Source organism: Candidatus Blastococcus massiliensis AP3 (assembly GCF_000582785.1).
Lineage (GTDB): Bacteria > Actinomycetota > Actinomycetes > Mycobacteriales > Geodermatophilaceae > Blastococcus > Blastococcus massiliensis.
In genome coordinates, this window is sequence record NZ_HG931173.1 from 1 (window position 1) to 12,240 (window position 12,240).

Here is a 12,240-nt window from a genome sequence, read left to right on the forward strand (position 1 = left end):
GAAACTCGACCCTCTCAGGCCCCGTCTCTGGCTGGATGTCCAACACTACGCCGCTCACCGGGGGCCCGCACGAGGGGGTCTCCGGTCCGGCGGCCCTCCCGGGCCGCGCGGCGCAGAGAGAAAGTTACGTCGCCGCGCGAGCGGTGTCAAACCGCTCCGGGGGTGACGCCCGACACCGCCCGGGCACGTCCGGACGGGCGTCCCTGGGACAGCCTGCCCCGGCTCAGGAGGCGCGCCGCACCCCCGCCACGGCACGCTTCCCGCGGCGCAGGACGAGCCAGCCGCCCGGCAGCCAGGCGTCCTCGGCCGGTACCGCCTCGGCGTCGGTCACCCGCTCGTTGTTGAGGTAGGCGCCGCCCTCCTTCACCGTGCGGCGGGCCTCCGAGAGGCTGGCCACCAGTCCGGTGTGCTGGAGGAGCTGCGCGATGGACGGCACCTCCCCCGCCACGGTGACGCTGCCGGCCTCCTGCAGGGCAGCAGCGAGCGTGCCGGCGTCGAGCGAGGCGAGATCGTCGCGGCCGAACAGCGCGCGTCCGGCCGCCTCGGCCTGGTGGAGCTGCTCCGGACCGTGGACCAGCAGGGTGAGCTCCTCGGCCAGGGCGCGCTGGGCCGCCCGCGCGGCGGGTCGCTCCACGCTCTCGGCGACCAGCGCCTCGATCTCCTCGGCCGGCCGCTCCGAGAACAGCGGCAGCCAGGCCCGGGCGTCGACGTCGTCGATGTTGAGCCAGTACTGGAAGAAGGCGTACGGAGAGGTGAGCTCGGGGTCGAGCCACACCGTGGCCCCCTCGGTCTTGCCGACCTTCGTCCCGTCGGCCTTGGTGATCAGCGGCGTGGCCAGCGCGTGCGCGGAGACGCCGTCGGTGCGTCGGACCAGGTCGACGCCGGCGGTGATGTTCCCCCACTGGTCCGAGCCACCGCTCTGCAGCGTGCAGCCGTGCCGGAGGAACAGCTCGCGGAAGTCGTTGGCCTGGAGGATCTGGTAGCTGAACTCGGTGTAGCTGATCCCGGCGTCGCTGTTGAGCCGGACCGACACCGCCTCCTTGGCCAGCATCCGGTTGACACGGAAGTGCTTGCCGAGTTCGCGGAGGAAGTCGATGGCCGACAGCGGGGCCGTCCACTCGAGGTTGTTCACGTAGATCGGCGGGCGCAGCCCCTGCTCGCGGGCGGGGAGGTCGAGGAAGGGCGCCACCCGCTCGCGGATCCGGTCCACCCAGCCGGCCACCACCGCCGGATCGTTGAGCGTCCGCTCCGACGTCGGCCGGGGGTCCCCGATCAGGCCGGTGGCCCCGCCGACGAGGACGATCGGCTGGTGGCCCGCCCGCTGGAGGGCGCGCAGCACCATGAACTGCAGCAGGTGGCCGACGTGCAGGCTTGCGGCAGTGGGGTCGAACCCGCAGTAGTAGGTGACCGGGCCGGACGCCAGGTGCGCGCGCAGCGCCTCCTCGTCGGTGCTCAGGGCGATCAGCCCGCGGCGGTGCAGCTCGTCGATCACGTCGTCGGTCACGAGGCACCATCCTGCCCGCCGGTGCCGACCCCTCGTTGCCCGACCCGCCCCTTGCCGCCCGCCCGGAACACGCTCACCGACGGTGCGCCGGTCTCCCAGAACCGCCACGGCAGCTCCGTCGCCACGCTGATCCCCACGCGTGGCCCGGACGAGACGGCCGCCGGGGACGGGCCCCGGTGCAGCCGGACGGGCGCGGTGGGGTCGAGCAGGTCGGTGTCGAGGTCGTCGCGGCCGATGGCCAGCGCCTGCGCCAGCCGGGCCGGCCCTCCGGCGAGGTCCCGGGGGGTGCGGGCGGCCGGCCGGCGGGAGCGCGCGAGCTCCTCCCCCACGACCACCTCGCCGGCGCGCATCAGGACCGCCGATCCCTCGCCCTCGGCGCCGACGACGACGTTGGCGCACCAGTGCACGCCGTAGGAGAAGTAGACGTAGAGCCGCCCGGGCGGGCCGAACATGATCGCCGCACGGGGCGTGGGGCCGCGGTGCGAATGGGCGGCCGGATCCATCCCGGCCCCCGAGTACGCCTCCACCTCGGTCAGCCGCAGCCCGACGGTGCCCTCCGGCCGGTCGCTCACCAGCCAGCAGCCGAGCAGCCCCGGCGCCACGGCGTCCGGGGGCCCGAGCAGGTCCTCCTCCCGGACGAGGGGACCCGGCTCGGGCCGCGGCGGTTCGACCGGCCCGGTCAGAGGGCCGCCGCCACGGGGGACGACGACGCCCAGCGGCCGTGCTCGGCGGCCAGGTCCTTCAGCGTCGCGAGCTGCTCGGCGACCCGCTCCGGCGCCGTCCCGCCGCGGGCCCTGCGGGCCTCGAGCGCGCCGCGCACCGAGAGCACGGACCGGACCTCGGGGGTGAGCCGCTCGTCGATCCCGGCCAGCTGCCCGTCGTCGAGCTGGTCGAGCTCGAGCCCGGCCTCCTCGCAGAAGGCGACCATCTCGCCGGAGATCTCGTGCGCCGAGCGGAACGGCACGCCCTGGCGGACCAGCCACTCGGCGACGTCCGTGGCCAGCGCGAATCCCTGCGGCGCGGCCGCCTCGAGCACCTCCGGGCGCAGGGTCAGCGTCGCGACCATGCCGGTCACCGCGGGCAGCAGCAGGAGCAGCTGCTCCATGGAGTCGAAGACCGGCTCCTTGTCCTCCTGCAGGTCGCGGTCGTAGGCCAGCGGCAGGCCCTTCAGCATGGTGAGCAGGCCGGTCAGGTTGCCCACGAACCGGCCGGACTTGCCGCGCGCCAGCTCGGCGATGTCCGGGTTCTTCTTCTGCGGCATGATCGACGACCCGGTCGCCCAGGCGTCGTCGAGCCGGGCCCAGCCGAACTCCGTCGACGTCCAGAGCACGACCTCCTCTCCCAGCCGGGACAGGTGGACGCCGATCAGCGCCGCGGCGAAGCAGAACTCGGCCGCGAAGTCGCGGTCGCTGACGCCGTCGATGGAGTTGTCCGAGGCGCGGTCGAAGCCGAGCTCGGCGGCGACGGCGTCGGGGTCCAGCGGCAGCGAGGACCCGGCGAGGGCGCCGGAGCCGTACGGGCTGACGGCGGCCCGCCGGTCCCAGTCCCGCAGCCGGTCCACGTCCCGCGCGATCGCGTGGGCGTGGGCCAGCAGCTGGTGGGCGAAGAGCACCGGCTGGGCGTGCTGCAGGTGGGTCATCCCGGGAGCGGCGACGTCGGAGTACCGCTCGGCGAGGCCGAGGAGCGCGTACTCCAGGGACGACAGCTCTCCGACCAGCGCCCGCACGGAGTGCCGCAGGTACAGCCGGAGGTCCGTGGCGATCTGGTCGTTCCGGCTGCGGCCGGCCCGGAGCTTGCCGCCCAGCTCGCCGAGCTTCTCGGTGAGCCCCCGCTCGAGCGCCTCGTGCACGTCCTCGTCGGACTCCGCGGCGACGAAGCTGCCGTCGGCGACCTCGGTGGACAGCTCGCGCAGGGCGCCGAGCATCTCCTCCAGCTCGTCGTCGGCCAGCAGCCCGGCCCGGTGCAGGACGCGGGCGTGCGCCCGCGATCCGGCGAGGTCGAACGGCGCGAGCTTCCAGTCGAAGTGGGTCGACTTGCTCAGCGCCGCCATGGCCGCCGAGGGGCCGCCGCCGAAGCGGCCGCCCCAGAGCCGGGTGTGCGAGGCCTGGGAGGGGGTGCCGGGATCGGGGACGGTCACGCCTGGCCCGATCCGCCGTGCATCCGGTGGTCGCGGGCCGCAGCCAGCTTCGAGGGCATGCCCCACAGCTGGACGAAGCCCTTGGCCAGACCCTGGTCGAAGGTGTCGCCGGTGTCGTAGGTGGCGAGGTTGAAGTCGTAGAGCGAGGCCTCGCTGCGCCGTCCGGTGACCGTGGCGCGGCCGCCGTGCAGGGTCATCCGGATGTCGCCGCTGACGTGCTGCTGCGACTCGGTGATGAAGGCGTCCAGCGACCGCTTGAGCGGGGAGAACCACAAGCCGTCGTAGACCAGCTCGGTCCACCGCTGACCCACGCTCCGCTTGAACCGGGCGAGGTCGCGCTCCAGGGTGACCGCCTCGAGCTCCCGGTGCGCGGTGATCAGGGCCATCGCGCCGGGCGCCTCGTAGACCTCGCGGCTCTTGATGCCGACCAGCCGGTCCTCGACCATGTCCAGCCGGCCCACGCCCTGGGCGCCGGCCCGGGCGTTGAGCTGCTCGATGGCCTGCAGCATGGTCACGTGCTTGCCGTCGATGGCGGTGGGGACGCCGGCGGTGAAGGTGATCGTGACCTCGTCGGGCTCCCGGGTGACCGCGGGGTCCTGGGTGTACTCGTAGACGTCCTCGATGGGGCCGTTCCAGATGTCCTCGAGGAAGCCGGTCTCCACCGCGCGGCCCCACACGTTCTGGTCGATCGAGTACGGCGACTTCTTCGTGGTGGCGATGGGCAGGCCGCGCTCCTCGGCGAAGGCGATCGCCTTGTCGCGGGTCATGCCCGAGTCGCGCACCGGGGCCAGCACCTGCAGGTCGGGGCCGAGCGCGCCGATGCCGACCTCGAACCGGACCTGGTCGTTGCCCTTGCCGGTGCAGCCGTGGGCCACCAGCGAGGCGCCGTGGTACTTCGCGGCGGCGACCAGGTGCTTGACGATCAGCGGCCGGGACAGGGCGGAGACCAGCGGGTACTCGTCCATGTAGAGGGCGTTGGCCTGCAGCGCGGGCAGGCAGAACTCGTCGGCGTACTCGTCCCGCATGTCGGCGACGATCGACTCGACGGCGCCGCAGTCCAGGGCGCGCTGGCGGATGACCTCCATGTCCTCGCCGCCCTGGCCGACGTCACCGGCGACGGCGATCACCTCGGCCCCGGTCTCCTCGGCGATCCAGCCGATGGCGACGGAGGTGTCCAGGCCTCCGGAGTAGGCGAGGACGACGCGGTCGGTCATGGTGCACTCTCTTCTGGGTCGTTGTTCAGGTCGTTCTTCAGTTCGGGGTAGCTCGCGGGCGAGCGCTCGGCCAGCGACCGCAGGCGGTCGGCCAGCGCCGCACCACCGTCGGGCTCGCGGGAGACGACCAGCAGAGTGTCGTCCCCCGCGATCGTGCCCAGGACGTCGGGGAGGCCCACCTTGTCGAGGGCGGACGCGAGGAACTGCGCGGCGCCGGGTGGCGTGCGCAGCACGGCCAGGTTCGCGCTGCCCTCGGCGCCGGTGAGCAGGTCGGCCAGCAGGCGGGTCAGCCGGGCCGGCGCGGCCTGGGCCGGACGCAGCGGGGCGTTCTCCGGCGGCAGCACGTAGGACGCCGGGGCGCCGTCGGAGCCGCGCATCTTGACCGCCCCGAGCTCCTCCAGGTCACGCGAGAGCGTGGCCTGGGTGACCTCGATGCCGGAGCCGGCCAGCAGTGTGGCCAGCTGCGTCTGCGAGGTGACCGCGTGGGCCTCGATCAGCTCGCGGATGCGGGCCTGCCGCGCGCTGCGGGTGAGCGCGGCGGTCATCGTCGCCTCACGAGTTCTTCTCCATGAGCCAGACCAGGACGGCCTTCTGGGCGTGCAGCCGGTTCTCCGCCTCGTCCCACACCGCGCTCTGCGGACCGTCGATCACGTCGGCCGCGATCTCCTTGCCGCGGTAGGCGGGCAGGCAGTGCAGGACGACGGCGTCGTCTGCGGCCCGCCCCAGGGCCGCCTCGTCCACGGCGTAGGGCAGGAACGGCGCGATGCGCGCCTCGTACTCGCCCTCCTGCCCCATGGACACCCAGGTGTCGGTGACGAGCACGTCGGCGCCGTCGGCAGCAGCCCCCGGGTCGGCGGTCCAGGAGACCGAGCCCCCGGTCTCGGCGGCGATCTCCGCCGCCCGCTTCAGCACCCCGGGGTCGGGCTGGAAGGACTCGGGCGAACCGATGCGCACGTGCATGCCCGCCGTCGCGCCCCCGAGCAGGTAGGAGTGCGCCATGTTGTTGGCACCGTCGCCCAGGTAGGACATGGACCGGCCGGCGAGGGAGCCCTTGTGCTCGATCACGGTCTGCAGATCGGCGAGGATCTGGCACGGGTGGAACTCGTCGGTCAGCGCGTTGACCACCGGCACGCGGCTGGCGCCGGCCATCGCCTCGATGCGCTCCTGGCCGAAGGTGCGCCACACGATCGCCGCGGTCTGGCGGTCGAGCACCCGGGCGGTGTCCTCGATCGGCTCTCCCCGGCCCAGCTGGCTGGTGGCGGCGTCGATGACCAGCGGGTAGCCACCGAGCTCGGCGACGCCCACCGAGAACGAGACCCGGGTGCGCGTCGACGGCTTGTCGAACAGCACCGCCACGGCGCGCGGGACGCCGTTGGCCGCCCGGAGCGGCGTCGGTGCGTCGGCCGTGTGCCGGGTGCGCTTGAGCTCGGCGGCGAGCGCCAGGACCTCGGCCTGCTCGGCCGGGGTCAGGTCGTCGTCGCGGAGGAAGTGCCGGGTCACTGCGCGGCCTCCAGGGCGGCATCGAGGGCGGCCGGGAGGGCCGCGACGAAGGCGTCCACCTGGGCGTCGGTCAGAACCAGCGGCGGGGCGAGCCGGAGCACGCCCGGCGTGACGGCATTGGTGAGGAAACCGGCGGAGCGGAGGTTCGCCTCCAGCCCGGCGGCGACGTCGGCGGTGAGGACGACGCCCAGCAGGGCACCCCTCCCCCGCACGCCGCTGATGCCGGCATGGCCCAGCGCCTCGATGCCGGTGGTGAACCGGTGCTCGAGCTCCTTGGCGCGCTCGAGCAGGCCCTCGTCGCGGATGGTGTCGAGCACCGCGAGTGCCGCGGCGGCGGCGATCGGGTTGCCGCCGAACGTGGAGCCGTGCGAGCCGGCGGTCAGCAGGTCCGCGGCCTCGCCGAAGGCGAGCATGGCCCCGATGGGGAGGCCGCCGCCCAGTGCCTTGGCCAGCGTGAGGACGTCGGGCTGCAACCCGTCGGCCTGGGAGGCGAACCAGTGCCCGGTGCGGCCGATGCCGGTCTGCACCTCGTCGAGCGCGAACAGCGCGCCGGCGTCCTTCGCGGCAGTGGCCGCGGCGGCCAGGTAGCCGGGGGGTGCGGGGAGCACGCCCCCCTCGCCGAGCATCGGCTCGAGCAGCACCATGGCGGTCCGCTCGGAGACGGCGCCGGACAGCGCGTCGGCGTCCCCGTAGGGCACGTAGGACACCCCGCCGGGCAGCGGAGCGAACGCGGCGGCCTTCGACGGCTGGCCGGTGAGCGCGAGAGCCCCCATCGTCCGACCGTGGAAGGCGCCCTCGGCGGTGATCACCTGCGGCCGGCCGGTGAGCCGGCTGAGCTTGAAGCTGGCCTCGTTGGCCTCGGCGCCGGAGTTGCAGAAGAAGACCCGCCCGGGCCGTCCGGCGAGCTCCAGCAGCCGCTCGGCCAGCAGGACGCCCGGCTCGTGCATCGCGAGGTTGGAGACGTGCCCCAGCTTCGCCGCCTGGGCGGTGATCGCCTCGACGACCTTGGGGTGGGCGTGGCCGAGGATGGTCGTGGCGATGCCGCCGAGCAGGTCGGTGTACTCGCGGCCGTCGACGTCGGTCACGACCGCTCCGCTGCCGCTCGCCAGCGCCACCGGCGGTGTCCGGTAGTTGCCCATCATCACGGCCGACCAGCGGCGGGCCAGCTCCTCCGTGTGCGTCGTCATGCCGGCCCCTCCTTCGTGTCGGCCGGGACGACCATCGTCCCGGTGCCTTCGGTCGTGAACATCTCCAGCAGCAGGGCGTGCGGCGTGCGCCCGTCCACGACGGTCGCGCGCTTCACGCCGCCCTGCACCGCCCGCAGGCAGGCGGCCATCTTCGGGATCATCCCGGCGTCCAGGTCCGGCAGGATCTCGGCCAGCTCCCTGGCGTCGATCTGCTGCACCAGCGAGTCGCGGTCGGGCCAGTTGGCGTAGAGCCCCTCGACGTCGGTGAGGACGACGAGCTTCACCGCGCCGAGCGCGGCCGCCAGCGCCGCCGCGGCGGTGTCGGCGTTGACGTTGTGCACCACGCCGTCGGCGTCGGGGGCCACGCTGGCCACGACCGGGATGTGCCCGGCCTCGAGCAGCGCGGTGACCGGGCTGACGTCGACGGCCGCGACGTCGCCGACCAGGCCGATGTCCACAGGCTCGCCGTCCACGAGAGCCTTGGTGCGGGCGGCGGTGAACAGGCCGCCGTCCTCACCGGAGAGGTGCACGGCCATCGGGCCGTGCTGGTTGATCAGGCCGACGATGTCCGGGCCGACCTGACCGGTGAGCACCATGCGGACGACGTCGATCGTCTCCTGGGTGGTGACCCGCAGCCCGCCGCGGAACTCGCTGGGGATGCCGAGCCGGCCGAGCATCTCGGTGATCTGCGGGCCGCCGCCGTGCACGACGACGGGCAGGATCCCGCAGGTCCGCAGGAAGACCATGTCCTCGGCGAAGGCCCGCCGGCACTCGTCGTCGACCATGGCGTGGCCGCCGTACTTGATGACGACGACGTTGCCGTGGAACTCCCGCAGCCAGGGCAGCGCGCCGGTGAGGACGCCGACCTTCTGCGCGTCCCCGACCGGGTCGTGGGTGCGCATGACCCGCCGGGTGCCGATCTGCCGCTTCGGCGGCACGACGTCGATCGCGACGTCGGGCGGGGTCGGGTCCTGGGCGTCCGGGTCGTGGGCGGTGGTGACGTGTGGTTCGGGTTCCTGGCTCATGTGGAGTACGCCGAGTTCTCGTGCACGTAGGCGAGGGACAGGTCGTTCGTCCAGATCGTCGCCTGCTCGGTGCCGGCCCTCAGGTCGACGTCGATGGTGATCGCCCGGCCGGAGAGGTCGACACCCTCGCGCGGGTCGCCGATCGCGCCGCCCCGGCACACGGTGACGCCGTTGATGGTCACGTCGACCTGGTCGGCCTCGAAGGCGGCGTCGGTGGTGCCGATGGCGGCGAGCACCCGGCCCCAGTTGGGGTCGTTGCCGAACAGCGCCGTCTTGAGCAGGTTGTTGCGGGCGCAGGCGCGGCCGGCGGTCAGGGCGTCCTCGACCGTCGCCGCGTTGCGGACGGTGATCGCGATGTCCTTGGTGGAGCCCTCGGCGTCGGCCAGGAGCTGCATCGCGAGGTCGGTGCATGCCGCGGTGAGGGCCTCGGTGAGCTGCTCCTCGTCCGGCGTCGTGCCGCTCGCGCCGTTGGCCATGGCGATCACGGTGTCGTTGGTGGAGAGGCAGCCGTCGGAGTCGACCCGCTCGAAGCTGACGGCGGTGGCCGCCTTCAGCGCCCGCTGCAGGACGTCGGGGTCGGCGACCGCGTCGGTGGTGAGGACGACGAGCATCGTGGCCAGGCTGGGGGCCAGCATGCCGGCGCCCTTGGCCATGCCGCCGACGGTGAACCCGTCGCCCTGCCGCACGATGGTCTTGGGCACGGAGTCGGTGGTCATGATCGCCCGGGCCGCGTCGGCTCCGCCGTCCTCGGACATCGCCTGGGCCGCGGCGGTGACGCCGGCGGTGAGCTGCTCCATGGGCAGCCGCATGCCGATCAGTCCGGTGCTGGCGACAGCGACGTCGATCGCGCCCAGCCCGAGCTCCTCGGCCACGTGCTCGGCAGTGGTGTGGGTGTCGGCGAAGCCCTCGGGCCCGGTGCAGGCGTTGGCCCCGCCGGAGTTGAGGACGACGGCCCTGCAGCGCCGGCCGGCGAGCACCTGGCGGCTCCAGATCACCGGGGCGGCCGGGAAGCGGTTGGTGGTGAAGACGGCTGCGGCGACGTCGTCGGGGCCGGTGTTGAGGACCAGGGCGACGTCGGGGTCGCCGCTGGACTTGAGCCCGGCGGCGACGCCCGCGGCGCTGAAGCCCTGAGGTGCGGTGACGGTCACTGGGCATCCTCGGGTGCGACGAGGGTCATGGCGCGACTCCTACGAGCGGGAGACCGGTGGTCTCGGGAAGGCCGAGGGCCAGGTTGGCGCACTGGATCGCGGCTCCCCCGGTGCCCTTGGCGAGGTTGTCGACGGCGGCGACGACGACCAGGCGGCCGGCGTCGGCGTCGACGGCGATCTGCAGCGCGACGGTGTTGGCGCCGAGCACCTGTGCCGTCGTGGGCCACTGCCCCTCGGGCAGCAGGTGGACGAACGGCTCGTCGGCGTAGGCCTTCTCGTACGCAGCCCGCGCGGTGGCCTCGTCGATGCCGGGCTGGAGCTTCGCCGAGCAGGTGGCGAGGATCCCCCGGCTCATCGGGACCAGCGTGGGCGTGAAACTGACGCTCACGTCCGCGCCGGCAGCCTGGCTCAACCCCTGGATCATCTCCGGCGTGTGCCGGTGCACCCCGCCGACGCCGTAGGCGCTGACCGAGCCCATGACCTCGCTGCCCAGCAGGTGCGGCTTGGCGGACTTGCCCGCGCCGGACGTGCCGGACGCCGCGACGACGACCACGTCGGGCTCGATCAGGCCGGCGGCGAGCGCCGGCGCCAGGGCGAGGGTGACCGAGGTGGGGTAGCAGCCGGGGACGGCGATCCGCCGCGCGTCCGCGAGCTCCGCCCGCTGGCCGGGCAGCTCCGGGAGGCCGTAGGGCCAGGAGCCGGCGTGCTCGCCGCCGTACCAGCGCGTCCAGGCGGCCGGATCGTTCAGCCGGTGGTCGGCGCCGCAGTCGATGACGAGGGTGTCGTCGGAGAGCTGGGCGGCGATGGCAGCCGATTCGCCGTGCGGCAGCGCCAGGACGACGACGTCGTAGCCGGCGAGGTCGCTCGCGGCGCTGGGCTGGACGACCATGTCGGCGAAGGGCAGCAGGTGGGGCTGCAGCTCACCGAGGCGTCGGCCGGCGCTCGAGTTGGCGTGCACCCCGGCCAACCGAAGGTTCGGGTGCACGGCCAGCAGCCGGCACACCTCTCCCCCCGCGTACCCGGTGGCGCCGGTGACCCCGACCGTCCACGTCTGCCCTGTGCTCACGTTGCATGACCATACACGCTGATGCATGACCGCTCACGCGAGTATCCACACGCGGGCTTTCGGCGCCGGAAGTCCGGGCGTTCCTCGGGACTTTCGGCGCCGAAAGTCCCCCTAGGCGAGGGGGTCGGTGTCGCCGTAGGGGCGCAGGCGGAGCTGCCGGGCGGCGTCCTCGGGGGTGACGGCGCGGAGGGTGTCGAGGTCGTCGGCGCCCGCGCGCAGCATCCGTCCCGACCACTGGTCCAGCTCACCGGCCGCGATCGCCGCGATCAGTTCGACGATTCTCTCCGGCGGGGTCCAGTCGGTGAAGCCCTCCCACATGCGCATCGACCGGGTCATGGGGGTGTCCACCACCCCGGGCGCGACGTCGAAGGCCCGCACGTCGGACCCCTCGAGCGCGGCGACCAGCGACTCGGTGAGCCGCATCAGGCCCGTCTTCGCCACCGAGTAGGCGGAGTAGTCGGGGACGCCCCTGGTGCCCATCCCGCTGGCGATGTTGACCACGCGGCCGCTGTTGCGCAGCACCATCCACGGCAGGACCGTGCGGATGGTCAGCTGGGCGCCCCGGATGTGGCTGGACACGACGTCCCACCACTGGTCGGGGTCGGCCTCCCAGACCGGCACCTCGAACTCGTCGATCAGCCCGGCGTTGTTCACCAGCAGAGCGATCGGCCCGAGCTCCTCGCGCACCACCCCGACCGCTTCCTCCACCGACGCGCGGTCGGTGACGTCGGTGGCGACGGCGAGCGCGCGCCGACCGGTGGCCGCGGCGACCTCGTCCATCGCCGTCCGCAGGCGGTCCCCGTTCCGGGCGAGCCCGGCCACGGCCATGCCCCGGGCAGCCAGCCCCTCCACCAGGTGCCGCCCGATCCCGGTCGACGCCCCGGTGACGAGGGCGACGCCCTCAGGCACGGAGCTGCGCCCGGAACTCGGCCGCGGCCCTGGCCACGGCACCGTCGAAGGCGGCCTTGGCCTCCTCGCCGGTCAGCGTCCGGTCGGGTGCCCGGAAGGTGAAGGCGTACGCCAGCGACCGGTGCCTCTCGGGGACCTGGCTGCCCGCGTAGACGTCGAACAGCCGCAGGTCCTCCAGCAGCTCCCCCGCGCCCGCCACGAGGGCGGCCCGCAGCTCCGCCTCGGGGTGGTGCTCGGACACCACGAGGGCGGCGTCCATGTGCACCGGCGGGAAGGTCGAGATCGGCGGGGCCAGCGGAACCGCCGGCGCCGGGAACGCGTCGGCGTCGAGCTCCATCACCGACGTGCGGGGCGGCAGGTCCAGGGCCGCGCACACCCGCGGGTGCAGCTCACCGGCGTACCCGACCACGCGGCCGCCGACGAGCAGCTCGGCGCACCGGCCCGGGTGCCAGGGCGCCCGGTCCCCTGCGCGCACGGTCAGCTCGGCACCGGCGGCCTCGGCCACGGTGCGCGCGGCCTGCACGGCGTCGGCCCACTCGGCCCGGCGGCC

At 73.8% G+C, this 12,240-nt stretch carries 12 protein-coding genes; all 12 read right to left on the reverse strand.

The features are described 5' to 3' along the window. Positions 1-223: 223 nt before the first annotated feature. Positions 224-1,504: a tyrosine--tRNA ligase gene (tyrS, locus tag BN344_RS00005; RefSeq protein ID WP_040336530.1), complete on the reverse strand. Its 1,281-nt coding sequence runs from the start codon at positions 1,502-1,504 to the stop codon at positions 224-226. After that, positions 1,501-2,220 (reverse strand): DNA-3-methyladenine glycosylase, encoded by a 720-nt coding sequence (locus tag BN344_RS00010; protein WP_331279633.1) that lies wholly within the window; start codon positions 2,218-2,220, stop codon positions 1,501-1,503. Before BN344_RS00010 ends, tyrS begins: the two co-directional genes overlap by 4 nt. Then, entirely contained in the window at positions 2,184-3,641 is a 1,458-nt protein-coding gene (gene argH, locus BN344_RS00015) for an argininosuccinate lyase (RefSeq protein WP_040336531.1), read from the reverse strand. Before argH ends, BN344_RS00010 begins: the two co-directional genes overlap by 37 nt. Further along, complete coding sequence (locus BN344_RS00020) at positions 3,638-4,855, reverse strand: argininosuccinate synthase (protein WP_040336532.1); 1,218 nt, start codon at positions 4,853-4,855, stop codon at positions 3,638-3,640. The genes argH and BN344_RS00020 overlap by 4 nt, the downstream gene beginning before the upstream one ends. Further along, positions 4,852-5,400, reverse strand: coding sequence for an arginine repressor (locus BN344_RS00025; protein WP_040336533.1), 549 nt, complete (start codon positions 5,398-5,400; stop codon positions 4,852-4,854). Before BN344_RS00025 ends, BN344_RS00020 begins: the two co-directional genes overlap by 4 nt. A gap of 7 nt (positions 5,401-5,407) precedes the next feature. Beyond that, the gene (argF, locus tag BN344_RS00030) at positions 5,408-6,355 is read right to left on the reverse strand and encodes an ornithine carbamoyltransferase (protein WP_040336534.1); all 948 of its coding nucleotides are present in this window, start codon (positions 6,353-6,355) and stop codon (positions 5,408-5,410) included. Next, positions 6,352-7,542, reverse strand: a complete 1,191-nt coding sequence (locus BN344_RS00035) for an acetylornithine transaminase (RefSeq protein ID WP_040336535.1) — start codon at positions 7,540-7,542, stop codon at positions 6,352-6,354. Before BN344_RS00035 ends, argF begins: the two co-directional genes overlap by 4 nt. Beyond that, positions 7,539-8,567, reverse strand: a complete 1,029-nt coding sequence (argB, locus tag BN344_RS00040; RefSeq protein WP_081788274.1) for an acetylglutamate kinase — start codon at positions 8,565-8,567, stop codon at positions 7,539-7,541. The genes BN344_RS00035 and argB overlap by 4 nt, the downstream gene beginning before the upstream one ends. Further along, on the reverse strand, positions 8,564-9,715 hold the full coding sequence (gene argJ, locus BN344_RS00045; protein WP_040336536.1) for a bifunctional glutamate N-acetyltransferase/amino-acid acetyltransferase ArgJ: 1,152 nt from the start codon (positions 9,713-9,715) through the stop codon (positions 8,564-8,566). The genes argB and argJ overlap by 4 nt, the downstream gene beginning before the upstream one ends. 25 nt (positions 9,716-9,740) lie before the next feature. Next, the gene (gene argC, locus BN344_RS00050) at positions 9,741-10,781 is read right to left on the reverse strand and encodes an N-acetyl-gamma-glutamyl-phosphate reductase (RefSeq protein ID WP_040336537.1); all 1,041 of its coding nucleotides are present in this window, start codon (positions 10,779-10,781) and stop codon (positions 9,741-9,743) included. Positions 10,782-10,892: 111 nt separating this feature from the next. Continuing rightward, positions 10,893-11,690, reverse strand: coding sequence for an SDR family NAD(P)-dependent oxidoreductase (locus BN344_RS00055; RefSeq protein WP_040336538.1), 798 nt, complete (start codon positions 11,688-11,690; stop codon positions 10,893-10,895). Beyond that, positions 11,683-12,240 (reverse strand): phenylalanine--tRNA ligase subunit beta-related protein (locus BN344_RS19300; RefSeq protein ID WP_040336539.1); only part of this gene is annotated, 558 nt, incomplete at its 5' end. The genes BN344_RS19300 and BN344_RS00055, both read right to left, overlap by 8 nt.